The sequence below is a fragment of the Nocardia sp. bgisy134 genome, from assembly GCF_965341865.1.
Classification (GTDB): Bacteria; Actinomycetota; Actinomycetes; order Mycobacteriales; family Mycobacteriaceae; genus Nocardia.
Genome location: NZ_CBDQZP010000019.1, coordinates 92,248 through 109,726, shown reverse-complemented (window position 1 = coordinate 109,726; position 17,479 = coordinate 92,248). Strand labels below are relative to the sequence as shown.

Sequence of the window (17,479 nt, the reverse complement as noted above, 5' to 3'; positions counted from 1 at the left end):
TACTACTTCCCCGGCGCGTCCTGCGCGCGGGTCGCTTCGTAGGCGTCGGCGCAGCGGGTGAGCAGGTCGCGGAGGGTCTCGCGTTCGGCTGCGGAGAACGACGCGTCGACCGCCCGCTCCACCCGGATCGCGCGCGCGTCGGCGTCTTCCATGGCCGCTTCGCCGCGTTCGGTGAGGCGGGTCTCCAGCACGTTCTTGTGCCACGCGTGCGGGGTCCGTTCGATGAACCCCCGCTCCTGCAAGTTGCCGAGCACGGTGTTCATGGTCGGCGGCGTGACGCCGCAGAGCCGGGCGAGGGCGGCGGCGGAGATCCCCGGGTTCTCGGAGAGGTGCAGCAGCGCGGAGTACTGGGCCACCGTGACGCCCGCGGGCTTCAGCGCGGCGTTCTTCGCCGTGTTCAGCGCCTGCTCCGCGCGCTTCACATACGAGCCGATGCGTTCGGAGGCGGGCATGGACGTCATGCCTGGCATCGTATCCGCTCGTTATTTCATTAGAGTCTTGACGAACATTAGAACTCTAATCTATGTTCGCATTCGATCTACAACGGAAGACGAAAGGCTCGAGCATGCCAACCACACGCCCACTGGCGATCGCAGCTCTCGCGCTGGCAGCCGCGCTCTCCGCGTGCGGCTCCCCCGACGACAGCCCGCGCGTCGCCACCGCCTACGAACTCCCCGGCGATCGCGTCTATCCCGAAGGCATCGCGCTGGATGCGCGCACCGGCGACACCTACGTCGGCTCGTACACCACCGGCGCGATCTACCGCGCCACCCCTGGCGCGGAGAAGGCGGAGGTCTTCCTGCCCGAGGGCGCCGACGGGCGAAAGACCGCCAACGGAATGAAAGTGGACGGGGCAGGCCGACTCTGGGTGACCGACTCGACCACCGGTGTCGCCGTGTACGACACCGGCAACCGCGCGCTGATCGCGCGGTTCGACGTGCCCGGCGCCGACCCGCGCTTCGTCAACGACGTCGTCATCACGCCGGACGGCGCCGCCTACCTCACCGACAGCGTCCGCGCGGTGGTCTACCGGGTCACGCCCGATCAGGTGACCGCGGCCGCCGCGCAGGGCGGACGCGGGGAACTGACACCGCGATTCGAGCTGGCGGGCGTCATCGAGCCGCGCGAGCCAGGAGGATTCAGCCTCAACGGCTTGGTCGCGGACTCCTCCGGCCGCTACCTGCTGGTCGTCGACATGGTCGGCGGCGACCTCTATCGCGTCGACCTCACCGCCGACGCACCGATCCGCAAGGTCGACCTGCGCGGCGGCGACCTGATCAACGCCGACGGCCTCGACCTGCGCGGCGACACCCTGTGGGTGGCGCACAACAGGACCAACACGATCTCGCGCTGGACCCTGAGCGAGGACGGCGCCGCGGCGCGGCCGGCCGCACGGCTCACCGACGAGTCGCTCGGCATCCCAACCACTTTGGTGCGCGACGACGAGCGCACGCTGGTGGTCGCTTCGCAGTTCGACAAGGGCGGACCGATGGGGGCGGGCACTCCGGGCGTCTTCCGCGTCGTCGCGGTGAACGGTATCTGAGCCTTTAGGGTGAGCGGCATGGTGACCGCACTGCTCTACGGTCTAGGCACCGCGGTGCCGTTGCTCGTCGGCGCGGCGATCGGACTGCGCTGGACGCTGCCGAGGGCGCTGCTCGCCTCGCTGATGGCCTTCGGCTCGGGCACCATGATCGCCGCGGTCTCTTCGGAACTGTTCGAACCGGCCTTCCACCAGGCGGGCGTGCTGATCGCCGGTGCGGCGCTGTTCGCGGGCGCCGGGGTCTACGTGGTCGCCAGCCATCTGATCGAGACCAGGCTGGGGCCGGCCGCCATCGGCTGGGCGCTGATGCTCGGCACCATTCTGGACGGCGTGCCGGAGAACACCGCGCTCGGCGTCTCGCTGACCTCGGGCGGCGGGCTGGTGCTGCTGGTCGCGGTGGCCGTCGGCAATGTGCCGGAGGCCATCGGCGGCGCGGCGCTGATGCGTCGCGAACACGGTTTCGAACAGGTCCGCGCGTTCGGACTGTGGGCGGCGACGGGCGCCGTGCTCGTTCTGGTCACCGTGCTGGGAAACAGTCTGTCGGACAATCTCTCCGCCACCCACATCAGTGCCGTGCAGGCATTCGCGGGTGGCGCGACCATTGCCGTGCTGGCGGATTCGCTCATGCCCGAGGCCTATCGCGAGGGCGGCTGGTGGGTCGGAATGGCCACGGCAGCAGGTTTTCTGGTCGCCTTCGTGCTCCAGGGCTGATTCCGCCGCAATAGCGACACGCGTATTTCCGGGGGTTGCGGTAGCGGTATTCGGTCCGGTGACATACGCTTCGCGCGGATGAAAACCGCCTCATGGAGGGACTATTGACCACTCCGAGCACGCCGGAGGACGGTGCAGGCGGAACCGATGTCCGGCGAACAATACCGTTGTCGCAGCTTGTCCACTTGATGGCCGAATACGAAAAGCTCGGCACACACCGCCAGACTTTCCTCCCCGCACCGGTGAGCGACACATTCGTGCGCGGATGCGGCATCGTCGCGGGCGGACTCGCCGCGGTCGGTGTCATCTGCGCGGCGGTGGGCTCGGTCGGGGGCGGAATCGCGGTCGGGGTCGTCGCGCTGCTGCCCGCCACACTGGCCTCGGTGCGCGGGCGACAGAACCGCCAGAACCGCTCGGCCCGGCTGGATCTGTTCGACCGCGGCATGACCGTGTACCGCTCCGGCGAGCAGATCGCCGGGTTCCGCTGGGACACGGCCGAAGTCCGGCAGCAGGTCATCCCGTTCCAGAACACCGCGCACACCGAATACTCGCTGGAGATGAGCGGTCCGGACGGGGCGCACGCGTCCTTCGACGACACCGAATTCGCCGACGCGCGCGAATGGGGCAGGGCGATCCAATCGGCCATCACCGGAACCCAGCTGCCGCGCGCCGTCGCCACCATCGACCGAGGCGACATCATGCAATTCGGCGATATCGGCTTGGACCTGACGGCCCTCATCTTCCGCAATCAGGTCTATCCCTGGGAACGCATCCAGCTCATCGACGCCCGCAGCGGCTTGGTCCGCATCAAGGTCGACGGCACCTGGATCTCCCTCGCCCCCGTCGCCGCCATCCCCAACTTCTACATCTTCAACGAACTGGCCGAACGCCTCCGCCTCCCGGCGACCGCCTGAGACCGGTTACGCCGAGTCGACTCCGTTCTGCCACAGCGTGATACGCGGAAGGCCGGTCCACCCGAGGGGTGGACCGGCCTTCGTGACTAGCGAGAACTCGCCGATCCGGGGATCAGAAGTCCATGCCGCCCATGCCACCGGTCGGGTCGCCGGCGGGAGCGGCGGCCTTCTCCGGCTTGTCGGCGACGACGGCCTCGGTGGTGAGGAACAGGGCCGCGATGGAGGCCGCGTTCTGCAGCGCCGAGCGGGTGACCTTGACCGGGTCGGCGACGCCGGCGGCCAGCAGGTCCTCGTACTCGCCGGAGTCGGCGTTCAGGCCGGAACCCGCGGGCAGGTTCGAGACCTTCTCGGCGACCACGCCGGGCTCGAGGCCGGCGTTGAAGGCGATCTGCTTCAGCGGAGCCGACAGCGCGACGCGCACGATGTTCGCGCCGGTGGCCTCGTCACCGGTCAGGTTCAGCGCGTCCAGCGCCGGAGCCGACTGCAGCAGGGCCACGCCACCACCGGCGACGATGCCCTCTTCGACGGCAGCCTTCGCGTTGCGGACGGCGTCCTCGATGCGGTGCTTGCGCTCCTTGAGCTCGACCTCGGTGGCCGCGCCCGCCTTGATGACCGCGACACCGCCGGCCAGCTTGGCCAGACGCTCCTGCAGCTTCTCACGGTCGTAGTCCGAGTCCGAGTTCTCGATCTCGGTGCGGATCTGCGCAACGCGGCCCTTGATGGCCTCCGCGTCGCCCGCGCCCTCGACGATGGTGGTCTCGTCCTTGCTGATGACGACCTTGCGGGCCTGGCCGAGCAGCTCGATGCCCGCGGTCTCCAGGGAGAGGCCGACCTCTTCGCTGATGACCTCGCCGCCGGTCAGGATGGCGATGTCGGCCAGCTGGGCCTTGCGGCGGTCACCGAAGCCCGGGGCCTTGACGGCGACGGACTTGAAGGTGCCACGGATCTTGTTCACGACCAGGGTCGACAGGGCCTCGCCCTCGACGTCCTCGGCGATGATCAGCAGCGGCTTGCCGGCCTGGATGACCTTCTCCAGCAGCGGCAGCAGGTCCTTGACGGTCGAGATCTTCGAGCCGACCAGCAGCAGGTACGGGTCCTCGAGGACCGCTTCCTGACGCTCCGGGTCGGTGACGAAGTAACCGGAGATGTAGCCCTTGTCGAAGCGCATGCCCTCGGTCAGCTCCAGCTGGAGGCCGAAGGTGTTGCTCTCCTCGACGGTGATGACGCCTTCCTTGCCGACCTTGTCCATGGCCTCGGCGATCAGCTCACCGATGGACGCGTCGCCGGCCGAGATACCGGCGGTGGCAGCGATCTGCTCCTTGGTCTCGACCTCCTTGGCGGTGTCGAGCAGCTTGGCGGTGACGGCCTCGACGGCCTTCTCGATGCCGCGCTTCAGACCCAGCGGGTTCGCGCCGGCCGCGACGTTGCGCAGGCCCTCGCGCACCAGCGCCTGAGCCAGGACGGTGGCGGTGGTGGTGCCGTCGCCCGCGACGTCGTCGGTCTTCTTGGCGACTTCCTTGACCAGCTCGGCGCCGATCTTCTCGTACGGGTCCTCCAGCTCGATCTCCTTGGCGATGGACACACCATCGTTGGTGATCGTGGGAGCGCCCCACTTCTTCTCCAGGACAACGTTGCGACCCTTGGGGCCCAGCGTCACCTTGACCGCGTCGGCGAGGCTGTTCAGACCCCGCTCGAGGCCGCGACGGGCCTCTTCGTCGTACGCAATTGTCTTGGCCATTGCGTTGAGATCCTCCATTAGTAATGGGGCTGACACACAGGACGACCCCTTTCGGATCGCCCCATTTACGCTGGCCAGGTTCGGTGCCCGCGACGGACGACCGAGGGTGTCGATGAAACCCGGTCTCACCGTCCCGACCCTGGCACTCACAGGTCGAGAGTGCCAAAGCCATTTCTAGCACTCGAGGGTGGCGAGTGCAAGGTTCGGGGCGGACCGGGCGCACCTCCGGCGGTGCGCGGTCCCCGGGCGGGCTCGGGTCTCAGTGCCGGTCGTCGATGCGCAGAACCAGCGCGACGAACGCGTCGGTGCGGCGATCCTCCGGCGTCCTCGGTTCCTCGTTGTCCACGGTGACGAGCTCGGCGTCGTGCAGCAGTAGCTCGGCCTCGATGCGCATGATGGCCCGGATGAACGGTGGCGCCACTTCGGGCGGCAGATCGCCGTTCACGATGTATTCGCCGTCCGGCCCGGATTCGGTGGAAACATACGACAGGGCGAGCAACAGGTCCGCGCGATGTTCACCCGCGACTAGGTCGGAATCCGTGTCTGCCGATTCATCCGCCATCGCTATAGCTTAGCGGTCGACGGTGACGACATTCGGCCGAGCAACCGGCGGGCACACTCCGCACCCTCCCTCCCGCAGCGCCCCGGACCCGAATCAGGGGCTCACGGCTGAGTCTGCGGAAATTCGCGTCCGCACGGACCCCCTACAGTGACCAGGTGAGTGTTGGACCCGGCCGGGATGCGATCGAGGAAGTCCTGGCACAGCTGTACGGCGAGCTACAACCAGTGCACTGGACGGTCGGGCACCCCTGGTCATTGGGCGGACCCGACCCGCTGGAGGGTGTCAGCGCGTACCCGCGGACCGATCCGGTCCCGCATTGGCACTACATCGGGTACGGCATGAGCGAGCTCGGCGAGAAGGAATGGGACGACCCGGCGGTCTCCGGGTGGGGGTTCGAGTTCACCTTCCGGCTCGCCGGCGACATCGGCGCGGCGCAGGCGCCGATCTGGCCCGCACACTTCCTGCAGGATCTCGCCAGGTACGTCTTCCAGTCGGGCAAGTGGTTCGAGCCGGGCCACACCATCAAGGCGAACGGGCCCCTCGCCGCCGACCGGCCCGATTCGGCGATCCAGGCCGTCGGCTTCGTCACCGACCCGGAGCTGGGCGCCATCGCCACCCCCAACGGCCGGGTCGCATTCCTCCAGATCGTCGGCCTGACGAAGACCGAGTACCAGGCCGCGCTGGGCGGAAAACTGCTCGCCCTGTTGGACGGCCTCGCGCCGCGGCTGCCGCTGTTCGTCACCGATATCGATCGGGAATCGCTGGTCGCCGCGCCCAAGCCGCAGGCGCAGTGGCCACGTTGGGGCGGCGGATTGCGCGGGCGCGCGTAGATTCCGCGGTGGAACACGATCGCGTTCGATCCCGAAAGGGGACGAGATGGGCGGACTGCCGTTCGATTCGATGTACCGGCACGGGTTCGCCCGGGTCGCGGTCGCGGTGCCGAGGGTGCAGGTCGCCGATCCGGCGTACAACGTCGAGGAGACGCTGCGCCTGGCGCGTCAGGCGGCCGCCGACGGCGCGGTGCTGACAGTGTTTCCCGAGCTCGGCCTCTCCGCCTACACCGCCGACGACCTGTTCCATCAGGACGCGCTGGACGACGCGGTGGACGCGGCGCTGACCGAGCTGGTCGCCCAGAGCGCCGACATCGACACGGTGCTCCTGGTCGGCGCGCCGGTGCGCTCCCAGGGGCGACTGTTCAACTGCGCCATCGCCGTCTGCCGCGGGCAGGTGCTCGGCGCCACGCCCAAGAGCTATCTGCCGAGCTATCGCGAGTTCTACGAGAAGCGCCAATTCGCCGCCGCCAGAGAGAATCTCGTGGGCCACCTCACGATCGCCGGGCAGCGCGCGCCGTTCGGCGCGGATCTGCTGTTCACCGCGACCAACCTGGCGACCTTCACTTTTCACCTCGAGATCTGCGAGGACGGCTGGGTGCCGCTGCCGCCGAGCGGTTACGCGGCGCTGGCCGGAGCGACCGTGCTGGTGAATCTCTCGGCCAGCAACATCGTGATCGGCAAGGCCGACTACCGCAGGGCGCTGTGCACCTCGCATTCGGCGCGATTCCTCGCCGCCTACCTGTATTCCGCGGCGGGACATGGCGAGTCGACGACCGACATGGCCTGGGACGGGCAGGCGCTGGTCTGCGAGAACGGCGATTTGCTCGCCGAGGGGGAACGCTTCGCCGACCACCCGCAGCTGGTAACGGCCGATCTCGACCTGCAACGCTTGGCCGCCGACCGGCTCCGCACCACCAGCTTCGCCGACAACGTGCACGACCATCGCGAGCGGCTGAGCGCCATGCGCCGCATCGAGTTCGACCTGCCGGTGCCGGCTGCTGCGGTGGGTCTGCGCCGCGAAATCCAGCGTTTCCCTTACGTTCCCGCCGATCCGGCCGCGCGCAACGAACGCTGCGCCGAGGTACACCACATCCAGGTGGAGGGCTTGAGCACCCGGCTGCGCGCGACCGGCCTGCGGCGACTGGTGATCGGCGTCTCCGGCGGGCTGGACTCGACCCAGGCGCTGATCGTGGCCGCCAAGACCATGGACCGGCTCGGCCTGCCCCGCGCGAACGTCCTGGCCTACACCATGCCGGGATTCGCCACGAGCACGCGGACCCGCACCGACGCCCACCGGCTGATGGCGGCGCTCGGAGTTACCGCGGCGGAGATCGATATCCGCCCCTCGGCGACGCAGATGTTGCGCGATCTGAATCATCCTGCCGCCGAGGGTGTTCCGCAGTACGACGTCACCTACGAGAACATTCAGGCCGGCGAGCGCACCTCGCATCTGTTCCGGCTGGCCAACCAGCACGGTGCGCTGGTGGTCGGCACCGGCGACCTCAGCGAACTGGCACTCGGCTGGTGCACCTTCGGCGTCGGCGACCACATGGCCCACTACAGCGTGAACGCCTCGGTGCCGAAGACCTTGATCAAATATCTGATCGCCTGGTCCGCCGACATCGGGCAGTTCGGCCCCGAGGCGTCGGAGGTGTTGAAGTCCATTCTGCGGACCGAGATCTCACCGGAGCTCGTGCCGGGCGCCGATGCCGACGGCGACGGGCCGAGTCAGAGTTCCGAGGCCACCGTCGGCCCGTACGAGCTCCAGGACTTCCACCTGTACTACCTGCTGCGCTTCGGCTATCGGCCGAGCCGGGTGGCGTTCCTGGCCAGGCATGCCTGGTCGGACCCGGAACGCGGACCGTGGCCCGACTTGATCCCGGCCGATCAGCGCAACGCCTACGATCTGCCGACCATCAAGCGCTGGCTCGCCGAATTCCTGCGGCGGTTCGTCCAGACCAGCCAGTTCAAGCGGTCGACCCTGCCCAACGCGCCGAAAGTCGGCTCCGGCGGCTCGCTCTCGCCGCGCGGTGACTGGCGCGCGCCGAGCGACGCGTCGGCCGCCGCCTGGCTGGACGAGCTCGAGCGCAACGTGCCATGAGCACGGCGACGCGCGGTCCGCACGATCCGGCGACGCCGCGCACATTCGGCATACGCGTACCGAAAACCGTTAAGCAGCAACACTATCCGACCATCGTTCAGGCGCCGACGCGTCCTGGTGACCGGCCGGAGTACCACGGCGACCAGGGCGGCGGCGAGCGCGACCCGAGCGCCGCGGCGCCCCTTCTTCATGGCTTCTGGGCGGCGATCACCGAAAGCAGTTCCACCAGGTGCGCTTCGGTCTTCGCCTTGTCCATGCCGAGGCCGGTCAGCAGGCCCGCACCGTTCTCCTGTTCGAGCAGGGCGAGCAGGATGTGCTCGGTGCCGATGTAGTTGTGGCCGAGGCGAAGCGCCTCGCGGAAGGTGAGCTCGAGCGCCTTCTTGGCCTCGGGGTCGAAGGGCACCAGAGCGGCGGGGCCGTCCTCGCCGGGCTCGGCGGGCGGCAGGGCGGCGGTCGCGGCAGCGTGCACCTCTTCCAGGCCGAGGCCCGCGGTGAGAATCTCCTTGGCGGCAAGGCCTTCGGGCTCGCTCAGCAGTCCGAGCACCAGGTGGACGGGCCCGATGAGTTTGTTGCCCGCGGTCTGCGCGGCCTGCTGCGAGGCCATCACCACCGCGCGGGCGCGCGGGGTGAACTTGGCGAATCCGGCGTTCGGATCCATCGCCGCGGCCTCGGCCGGGTCGCCCGGGCCCTTGGCCACGAACCGCTTCTGCGCAGCCTGCTTGGTGACGCCCATGCTGGCGCCGATGTCGGTCCATGACGCGCCGGATCGGCGGGCCTGGTCCACGAAGTGGCCGATCAGGTGATCGGCCACTTCGTCGAGGTGCCCCGCGGCGATGACCGCGTCGGAGAGCTGCTCGAGCACGTTGTCCGGCCGAGCCTTCTTGATGGCGGAGATGAGGTCGTCGAGACGAATCGAGGAAGTCATGCGTCAACCATAAGTTGACGCATGAGGATCGTCAACCTTTAGTTGACGATCTTGTTCGGCAGCTCCGCGCCGCTATCGCAGCCCGGCCGCGCCCGCCGCACCGCGCACGATGAGCTCCTTGACCCGCGCCCCGAGCCGCCCGCGCAGCACGGTCCGCGCCGGGGTGTCGTCGGCGTGCAGCAGCTGGACGACGGCGTCGCGGCGACCGAGGCCGATGCACTGGAGGATGTATCGAAAGCGCAGGTCACGCGGGTCGCGCCCGCGCAGCCGGGCCGCCACCACGTCGGCCGCGTACTTTCCGGTGGGCAGCGCCGTCGCGCATGCCATCCGCAGCGACCGTCCGCCCGGACCTGCGATCACCGCGCTGTCGCCCGCGGCGTAGATCTCCGGATGCGAGATCGAGCGCAGGGATTCGTCGGTCAGCACCCGGCCCGCGCCGTCCACCGCGAGACCGGCGCGGGCGGCGAGATCGGGTACGCCGAATCCGGTGGTCCAGACCGTGGTCCCGGCCGCGACGAATTCATCGCCCGCGAGCCGGACACCGTCCTCGGTCACCTCGACCACCTTCACCTCCGCGCGGATCTCGACACCGAGCTTTTCCAGCACCGCCCGGATGTGCGCGGCGGCCGTCGCCGAGAGCCAGGCGCCGGGTTCGTCGGCGCTGAGCAGCACGACGCGCGAATCCGGCTGAGACTCGGCGATTTCGGCGGCCAGCTCGATGCCGGTGGCGCCAGCGCCGACGACGGCGATCGTTCCGTCGGTCGCCGTCCACGCCGAATCCTCCGGTGTGGCAACGGACCTGGCGAATTCCGCGACGCCGGGCACGCCGCCGGGATCGGCGAGACTGCCCAGCGCGTAGATCAGCACGTCGTAGTCGATGGAATCTCCGCCGTCCAGCTCGATCCACTTACCCGCGGTGTCGATGTGCGTCGCTCGCGCCAGGACGAACCGAATACCCTTGCGCTCCAAGATCTCCGCCAAGTCCCAGCGACGCAACCGCTGCCCGGCGACCTGCTGGTGCAACCGCACCCGCTCCACGAACTCGGCGCGGGCGTCGACAACGGTGATCCGCGCGTCCCCCGCCCGTCCGGCCAGCCGCCGCGCCGCGGCCAGACCCGCGTATCCGGCGCCCAGAACGACGATGTGCTGTTTCCCGATCATGATGTGGCTCCTCTCGTTGGCCGATACCCCTCAGACTGGATCGGCCCCCGATCCCTGACAGCCTGCGGCATGAGCCGCGTCACACCGTCCGAGCGACTACGACGACCGGTCGGCCGCGGCGAAATAGGCCAGCTTGTCGGGGTTGACGACGAGGTGCAGTGCGCGCGCCCGATCGCCGTCCAGCTCGATGCCGACTATCAGCATGGGAGTTTCGGTGACCCGGACAACCACCGCGAGGGCGCCGTTGACCTCCTCGACGGCGATCGCCATGCCGGGGACCTCCCAGCGGAACAGGCCCACGAGGTAGCGCGCCACCCGGTCGGCGCCGCGCACCGGCCGCCGCGCGGCGTTGATCCGGCCGCCGCCGTCCGCGACGGCGGTGACGTCGGCCGCGAGCATCCGGCCGAGCGTGTCGACGTCGCCGGAGCGGGCGGCCGCGAGGAAACGCTCGATCAGCGCCCTGGCATGACCGGGTTCGACATCGAAGCGCGCCCGGCCGTCGCGCACGCGCTGACCGGCTCTCCGGTAGGTCTGCTGCGAACTCGCCTCGGTGAGGTCGAGCATGTCGGCGATCTCGCGATGGGCGTAACCGAACGCCTCGCGCAACACGAAGACGGCTCGCTCCACCGGGCTCAGCCGCTCCAGCGCGGTGAGCAGCGCCAGCGAGACGAGCTCGCGTTCCTCGACGGTCTCCAGCGGGCCGAGTTCGCCGTTCGCGGTGGCCACCGGCTCCGGCAGCCACGGGCCGACGTAGGTCTCGCGCCGCGCCCGCGCCGAAACGAGCCAGGTGCGGCAGAGATTCACCACGGCGGTGGTGAGCCAGGCCTCCGCGGACCGGATAGTGGCCCGGTCGGTGCCGTCCCAGCGCAGGTAGGTCTCCTGCACCGCGTCCTCGGCCTCGGCCGCCGAGCCGAGCATGCGGTAGGCGAGCGCGAACAACCGCGGCCGATGCGCCTGGAATTCGCGCAGTCCGTCGGGTTCCACCGTCACGTTCCTCCGCGCTCGCCCGCCGCGTTCGTCCGCCTCAGCGAACTACGTCGTCCGCCTGTTCCTTTCGGCCGCCCGGCCTGCGCAGCCGCAGCCGCGCGCTCGAGCTGCGGATGCCGGACCGGATCGCGGGCCTGCGCCGCTGCGCCTTGCGCTGCGCCCGGCGTTCGGCGGGCTTGTGCTCCCAGGTTTCCGGCCGAGCCGCCACCCAGCGCTGCGAATACCAGGCGAACGGAATGTGTCCCAGGTAGAGCGCGACGAGCACCAGCAGCAGCACGATCGGGTAGGTCACCAGCAGTGCCCCCGCCAACGCGACGAGCACCAGCAGCCCGGCCGCGGCCTGCGGCGCCACCGACACCGACTTCATCGCCAGCGTCGGAATCGTGCTGACGCACAACGCCGCCGCGAACACCGTCCAGGCGGCGACCTCATAGAAGCCGACCCACCAGCCGTCACCGAACTGCACGTACAACCCGATCGGCACGAGCGCGATCAGCGCGCCCGCGGGCGCGGGCACTCCGACGAAATAGTCACGCGACCAATCGGGCCGGGTGTCGTCGTCCATCAGAGTGTTGAACCTGGCCAGACGCAGCACGATGCTCACCGCGAACAACAACGCGATGATCCAGCCCGCGCTGTTCTGGTCGAGCAGCGCGATGTACAGCACCAGCGCGGGCGCGACGCCGAAGGAGATCGCGTCGGAGAGCGAATCGAGCTCCGCGCCCATCTTGGTGGTGGCGTCGAGCATGCGGGCCAGGCGGCCGTCGAGGGTGTCCAGCACCGCGGCGGCGCCGACCATGGCCAGCGCGATGTCGAGCTCGCCGTCCAGCGCGAACTTCACCGCGGACAGGCCGGAGGACAGCGCGAGGATGGTCACGATGCTCGGGAGCAGCCGGACGCTGCGGCGCCTGCGCCGTTGGGTGGGCACAGCCGCTTCCATCATGACAACACGGCCAGGACGGTCTCGCCCCCGATGGTGCGCTGCCCCGGCTGCACCAGCAGCTCGGTGCCCGCGGGGAAGTAGGTGTCGACCCGGGAGCCGAAGCGGATCAAACCGTAGGTGTCGCCAATGGTCAGGACGTCGCCGACCTGCGCGTCGCACACGATGCGCCGGGCGAGCAGGCCCGCGATCTGCACCACGACGAGCTGCTCGCCCGCCGGGGTCTCCAGCACCATGCTGTTGCGCTCGTTCACCGAGCTGGCCTCGGGCAGGTCGGCCGAGCGGAACTGGCCCGCCTGGTGGCTGACCACGCGCACGACGCCGGAGACCGGGGTGCGCTGCACGTGCACGTCGAGCACGGAGAGGAAGATGCTGACGCGGGGCAGCGGCTGGTCGCCGAGCCCGAGTTCCGCGGGCGGCGCGGCCGTGTCGACCAGGGCGATCTCACCGTCGGCGGGGGCGACGACGGCGCCGGCCCGGTTCGGCGGAACCCGCGTCGGATGACGGAAGAAGGTGGCGCAGGCCGCCGCGGCGAGCAGACCCGTCCGGCGCACCCATTTGCGCTTTCCGCCGAGCACCGCGACCGCGAGCGGCGCGGCGACGAAGGGCAGCCCGGCGGGATGCAGCGGGGGTACGGCGGCCCGGACCAGGTCGACGACGTGGCCGACGCCGGTCGTTTCGGGCGTGCCGGGCGGGGTGGGACGGCGTGCCACAGGCTCCTCTTTCGTGCTAGATGCAGTCGGTTTGCGCCCTTCAACGATAGGTCCGGCGCAAGCGTTCACACCTTACGGGAGGAGCCCGTGGTACGTCCGGTCAGCGCATGGCCCTGCGACCGGTGACGAGGCCGACCAGGAACAGCAGAATGATCGCGCCGCCGAGGCAGGTGAAGAAGCTGAACCACAGCCCGCCGCCCTCGACGTCGACGCCGAGCAGCTTGAGCAAGAATCCACCGAGCAGACCGCCGATGACGCCGACGACGATGTTCAGCAGGATGCCCTGTTGGGCGTCCGTTTTCATGATCTTGCTGGCGATCCACCCGGCGAGACCGCCGATGATGATCCAGCCGATGATCCCAAGACCGAGCATGGTGACCTCGCATAAATTAGTTGGGACGCACCCCTAGTGGTGAATGGTGTGCTTCCGCAGACATACCCGGCGATTGTGAGAATAAGCACTCCCCCTGGCAACCCTCGGGTAATATGAGGGAGCCTCATGTCTACGCTCTCGTAGCTAGCTGGCACACCGATGAGGAGTTCGAGGCTCCGCCGGATCCCCGGCAGCAGCGCCGCAGGTAATAGGAGATCCATCATGTCTGCTCGAATCGCCCAGACCACCGGAGCTGAGCACACCGCGATCCTCGGGCTCGGCGTCTATCGCCCGGCTCGTGTGGTCACGAACGACGAAGTAGCGGGACCGATCAACTCCAGCGACGAGTGGATCCAGACCCGGTCGGGCATCAAGACCCGGCGTTTCGCCTCCGAGGACGAGACGATCCAGAGCATGAGCGTGGCCGCCGCGCAGAACGCGCTAGCGGCGGCGGGCGTCGACTACGACGACGTCGACTGTGTCATCGTCGCCACGTCGACGCATCTGCTGCTGACACCCGCCGCCGCCCCGCGCATCGCCACCGAGCTCGGCATGAACGGCGTGGCGGCGTTCGACATCTCCGCGGGCTGTGCGGGGTTCTGTCACGCGCTGGCGCTGGCATCGGACCTCGTGCGGTGCGGCACATCCAAGAACGTGCTGGTGATCGGTGTGGAGAAACTGACCAACACCATCAACATGCGCGACCGCTCCACCGCGTTCCTGTTCGCCGACGGCGCGGGCGCCGTGGTGGTCGGCCCCTCCGAGGAGCCGGGCATCGGCCCGACCGTGTGGGGCTCGGACGGCACCCAGCACCATGCGATCCGTCAGGACAAGGACTGGATGGAGTTCTTCGCCGAGATCGACGAGCAGGGCCTCGACGCGGTCCGGCCGTACATGGCCATGGAGGGCACCGCCGTCTTCCGGTGGGCCGCCCACTCGCTGGAGAAGGTGTGCCGCGACGCGATCGATCGCGCCGGCCTCACCACCGACGACATGCAGGCGATGATCCCGCACCAGGCCAACGGCCGGATCATCGAGATCATGGCGCGCGTGCTCAAGCTGCCGGAGGACTGCGCGCTCGCACGCGACATCGAGGAGACCGGCAACACCTCGGCCGCGTCCATCCCGCTGGCCATGGAGGCGCTGCTACGCAACGGCGAGTCGAAGCCGGGCGACACCGCGCTGCTCATCGCATTCGGCGCTGGTCTCTCCTACGCGTCGCAGGTCGTCACCCTGCCGAACTGGAAGTAGACGCTTCCGCCCGTCCGGCGAGTCGTGCCCTCAACCCCGCTCGGGGCGAGGGCACGACCGCGTTCGGCCGCGGTGGACCTATCCGCCGGAGCGAGGGTCAGGCGCTCGCCTCGGCCACGGCCTTGACCTTGGCGAGCGTCTCGTTCATGCCGCGGACCAGGTTGGCCTCGAAGGCCTGCTCACCGCCGAGCACGGCGTCGATGGCCTTGCGGATCACCCAGGTCACGCCGTTGGACACGTCGCGCCGCTCGACCAGCCGGGTGCCGGTCGCGGTGGGCTCGAGCGTGTAGCTCCACACGGTGTGGTTCTCGTTCATCCGGAACGCGAAAGCCTGATTGGGCTCGAACCGCACGATGCGCGAGGTCGTCGGCCAGCGCTTCCAGCCGTCCTTGTTCCAGTTCACGGTCCAGGTGCCCGCCTTCGGCGTGCCGAGCGGGACCATCCGGACCGTCATCGGACTGAACTCGGGCATGCGCGCGAGATCGGAGACGATCTGCCAGACACGCTCCGGGGATGCGGCGATGTCGACGGTCGCTTCGAGATGGTTGGGCAACACTGCCTCCGGTGATGCGAGGTCCGGACATTCCGGACCCTTGTGTACGACGAGTAACAGACATCCTAAACGGCGGACCCTGGAAGACAACTAAGTCACATTTTGGCCTTTTGGTTGCCTCCGGTCGTAATGGTCCGCGCACAATGACGGATAGACGAAGCACAAGCCACAGCCAGCTTTCCCGTCCAGCGTGAGGTGATCGGCCGTGAATCTTCGCTCGCTTCTTCATCGTCGGCAGGCGGACCGAGTTCCGCTGCTTCCCTATTCAGAACCCGATGACGGGCCTGCGGACCGCGGTGCGATCACGCGTCGGACCGAGAAGGCGCTCGCCCGAGAGGAACGGCTGGAGCGATTGCTCACGCCGAGCGAACTCGAAATGGTGCTCCAGCACCGCGTGTGAGCCAGGTCGCGCACCGCGCGACGGCGTCCCTGCCGGGACGCGGGGGATGACCAGGGGGCGGAAAAACTCCGGCGACACTCCCGACGCCGAGGCGACATAATTTTGTGGTGACTGCACCCGCTGCTCCGAAACCGGCAATCCTGAGCGTCGACGACGATCCGGGCGTCTCCCGGGCTGTAGTGCGCGACCTGCGCCGCCGCTACGGCGCCGACTACCGGATTCTGCGCGCGGAATCCGGCTCGCAGGCGCTCGAGGCCCTGCGCGAGATGAAACTTCGCGGCCAGCCGGTCGCCGTGCTGATCGCCGACTACCGGATGCCCGGCATGGACGGCATCGAATTCCTGGAGCAGGCCATGGACCTGCATCCGTACGCGCGCCGCGTGCTGCTGACCGCCTACGCCGACACCAACGCCGCGATCGACGCGATCAACGTGATCGACCTGGACCACTACCTGCTCAAGCCATGGGACCCGCCGGAGGAGAAGCTCTATCCGGTGCTGGACGGCCTGCTCGACGCCTGGCGCAGCAGCGAGCACCGGCCGGTGACCGAGACCAAGGTGGTCGGCAATCGCTGGTCGCCGCGCTCCTCGCAGGTGCGCGAATTCCTGGCCCGCAACCAGTTGCCCTACCGGTGGTACCTGGCCGACGAACCGGAGGGCGTCCGCCTGCTGGAGGCCGCGGGCGCCGACCCGAACCGATGTCCGGTGGTGATCACGGCCTCCGGTGACGCGCTGGTACAGCCGACCGACAGCGCGCTGGCCGAGAGCGTCGGGCTGAACGTCACACCCACCGGCGATTTCTACGACCTGATCGTGGTCGGCGGCGGTCCCGCCGGGCTCGGCGCCGCGGTGTACGGCGCGTCCGAGGGCCTGCGCACGGTGCTCGTCGAACGCACCGCGACCGGCGGCCAGGCCGGGCAGAGCTCCCGGATCGAGAACTACCTCGGCTTCCCCGACGGGCTGTCCGGCGCGCAACTGGCCGACCGGGCGCGGCGGCAGGCCGCCAAGTTCGGCGCCGAGGTGATCACCACCCGCGAAGTGGTGGGACTCGAGGTCAACGGCTCCGCGCGCACCGTGCGTTTCGCCGACGGCGGAACGCTGTGCGGCCACACCGTGATCATCGCGACCGGCGTCGACTATCGGCGTCATCCAGCGCCCGGCGTCGACGATTTCACCGGTCGCGGTGTGTATTACGGCTCGGCGATGACCGAGGCCTCCGAGTGCGCCGATCACGAGGTCTATATCGTCGGCGGCGCCAACTCGGCCGGGCAGGCGGCGGTCTTCCTCTCCCGCAATGCCCGCACCGTGCACCTGGTGGTGCGCGCGGACTCGCTGGAGAAGTCCATGTCGCACTATCTGATCCAGCAGATCGCACAGATCTCGAACATCAAGGTGCACACCAACACCGAGGTCACGGCCGCCGACGGCAGCGATCATCTGGAGCGGATCGTGTTGCGCGACAAGGTCACGGGCGCGGAAGAGAAGGCGGAGGCCGAGCGGCTGTTCCTCTTCATCGGCGCGGCGCCGCAGACCGACTGGCTCGACGGCATCGTCAAGCGCGACGAAGCCGGGTACGTGCTCGCCGGGCCGGATCTCATGGTCGAAGGCGCCCGGCCATCGGGCTGGGAATTGCCGCGCCCGCCACATCATTTGGAAACAAGCGTGCCCGGCGTGTTCGTCGCGGGCGACGTGCACGCCGAGTCCGCCAAGCGAGTCGCCTCGGCGGTCGGCGAGGGCGCGATGGCGGTCATGCTCGTGCACCGGTATCTGGCGTGAAT

Annotated in this window: 17 protein-coding genes; 7 read left to right on the top strand and 10 right to left on the bottom strand. The window is 69.0% G+C overall.

What is annotated here, in order from left to right; all coding sequences use genetic code 11:
* Positions 1–2: 2 nt before the first annotated feature.
* The gene (locus ACRWNM_RS28750; protein ID WP_431971239.1) at positions 3–461 is read right to left on the bottom strand and encodes a MarR family winged helix-turn-helix transcriptional regulator; all 459 of its coding nucleotides are present in this window, start codon (positions 459–461) and stop codon (positions 3–5) included.
* Positions 462–565: 104 nt separating this feature from the next.
* Between ACRWNM_RS28750 and ACRWNM_RS28745 the strand changes: the two genes are divergently transcribed.
* The 3 genes from ACRWNM_RS28745 (at position 566) to ACRWNM_RS28735 (ending at position 3,165) form a co-directional block, all read left to right on the top strand.
* Positions 566–1,543, top strand: a complete 978-nt coding sequence (locus ACRWNM_RS28745; protein ID WP_431971238.1) for an SMP-30/gluconolactonase/LRE family protein — start codon at positions 566–568, stop codon at positions 1,541–1,543.
* Positions 1,544–1,561: 18 nt separating this feature from the next.
* Entirely contained in the window at positions 1,562–2,251 is a 690-nt protein-coding gene (locus tag ACRWNM_RS28740) for a ZIP family metal transporter (protein WP_431971237.1), read from the top strand.
* Positions 2,252–2,439: 188 nt separating this feature from the next.
* Positions 2,440–3,165, top strand: a complete 726-nt coding sequence (locus ACRWNM_RS28735; RefSeq protein ID WP_431971236.1) for a DUF6585 family protein — start codon at positions 2,440–2,442, stop codon at positions 3,163–3,165.
* Between the two features lie 112 nt (positions 3,166–3,277).
* On the opposite strand, the gene groL is transcribed toward ACRWNM_RS28735, so the two are convergent.
* Both groL and ACRWNM_RS28725 read right to left on the bottom strand, forming a co-directional pair.
* Positions 3,278–4,903 (bottom strand): chaperonin GroEL, encoded by a 1,626-nt coding sequence (gene groL / locus ACRWNM_RS28730; protein ID WP_431971235.1) that lies wholly within the window; start codon positions 4,901–4,903, stop codon positions 3,278–3,280.
* Between the two features lie 259 nt (positions 4,904–5,162).
* Positions 5,163–5,465, bottom strand: coding sequence for a hypothetical protein (locus tag ACRWNM_RS28725; protein WP_431971234.1), 303 nt, complete (start codon positions 5,463–5,465; stop codon positions 5,163–5,165).
* A 155-nt stretch (positions 5,466–5,620) separates the two neighbouring features.
* Between ACRWNM_RS28725 and ACRWNM_RS28720 the strand changes: the two genes are divergently transcribed.
* Both ACRWNM_RS28720 and ACRWNM_RS28715 read left to right on the top strand, forming a co-directional pair.
* A complete protein-coding gene (locus ACRWNM_RS28720; protein ID WP_431971233.1) occupies positions 5,621–6,295 on the top strand; it encodes a suppressor of fused domain protein in 675 nt (224 codons plus the stop codon).
* Positions 6,296–6,341: 46 nt separating this feature from the next.
* Positions 6,342–8,399, top strand: a complete 2,058-nt coding sequence (locus tag ACRWNM_RS28715) for an NAD(+) synthase (protein ID WP_431971232.1) — start codon at positions 6,342–6,344, stop codon at positions 8,397–8,399.
* A 187-nt stretch (positions 8,400–8,586) separates the two neighbouring features.
* On the opposite strand, the gene ACRWNM_RS28710 is transcribed toward ACRWNM_RS28715, so the two are convergent.
* The 6 genes from ACRWNM_RS28710 to ACRWNM_RS28685 all read right to left on the bottom strand — a co-directional run bounded on the left by ACRWNM_RS28710 (position 8,587) and on the right by ACRWNM_RS28685 (position 13,498).
* The gene (locus tag ACRWNM_RS28710) at positions 8,587–9,324 is read right to left on the bottom strand and encodes a Clp protease N-terminal domain-containing protein (RefSeq protein WP_431971231.1); all 738 of its coding nucleotides are present in this window, start codon (positions 9,322–9,324) and stop codon (positions 8,587–8,589) included.
* A gap of 72 nt (positions 9,325–9,396) precedes the next feature.
* A complete protein-coding gene (locus ACRWNM_RS28705) occupies positions 9,397–10,485 on the bottom strand; it encodes an NAD(P)/FAD-dependent oxidoreductase (protein WP_431971230.1) in 1,089 nt (362 codons plus the stop codon).
* A gap of 96 nt (positions 10,486–10,581) precedes the next feature.
* Positions 10,582–11,475, bottom strand: a complete 894-nt coding sequence (locus ACRWNM_RS28700) for an RNA polymerase sigma-70 factor (protein ID WP_431971229.1) — start codon at positions 11,473–11,475, stop codon at positions 10,582–10,584.
* A gap of 34 nt (positions 11,476–11,509) precedes the next feature.
* Entirely contained in the window at positions 11,510–12,412 is a 903-nt protein-coding gene (locus tag ACRWNM_RS28695; RefSeq protein WP_431971320.1) for a CDP-alcohol phosphatidyltransferase family protein, read from the bottom strand.
* Entirely contained in the window at positions 12,412–13,125 is a 714-nt protein-coding gene (locus tag ACRWNM_RS28690; protein WP_431971228.1) for a phosphatidylserine decarboxylase, read from the bottom strand. The genes ACRWNM_RS28695 and ACRWNM_RS28690 overlap by 1 nt, the downstream gene beginning before the upstream one ends.
* A 100-nt stretch (positions 13,126–13,225) precedes the next feature.
* Positions 13,226–13,498: a GlsB/YeaQ/YmgE family stress response membrane protein gene (locus ACRWNM_RS28685; protein WP_431971227.1), complete on the bottom strand. Its 273-nt coding sequence runs from the start codon at positions 13,496–13,498 to the stop codon at positions 13,226–13,228.
* A 222-nt stretch (positions 13,499–13,720) separates the two neighbouring features.
* Here ACRWNM_RS28685 and ACRWNM_RS28680 point away from each other — a divergent pair, with 222 nt between their 5' ends.
* Positions 13,721–14,749 carry a beta-ketoacyl-ACP synthase III gene (locus ACRWNM_RS28680; RefSeq protein ID WP_431971226.1) on the top strand — a complete coding sequence of 343 codons (1,029 nt, stop codon included), beginning with the start codon at positions 13,721–13,723 and terminating at the stop codon, positions 14,747–14,749.
* A gap of 97 nt (positions 14,750–14,846) precedes the next feature.
* On the opposite strand, the gene ACRWNM_RS28675 is transcribed toward ACRWNM_RS28680, so the two are convergent.
* Positions 14,847–15,302, bottom strand: coding sequence for an SRPBCC family protein (locus ACRWNM_RS28675; RefSeq protein ID WP_431971225.1), 456 nt, complete (start codon positions 15,300–15,302; stop codon positions 14,847–14,849).
* Positions 15,303–15,809: 507 nt separating this feature from the next.
* On the opposite strand from ACRWNM_RS28675, the gene ACRWNM_RS28670 reads away from it, so the two are divergent.
* Entirely contained in the window at positions 15,810–17,477 is a 1,668-nt protein-coding gene (locus ACRWNM_RS28670) for an FAD-dependent oxidoreductase (protein WP_431971224.1), read from the top strand.
* Positions 17,478–17,479 lie beyond the last annotated feature (2 nt).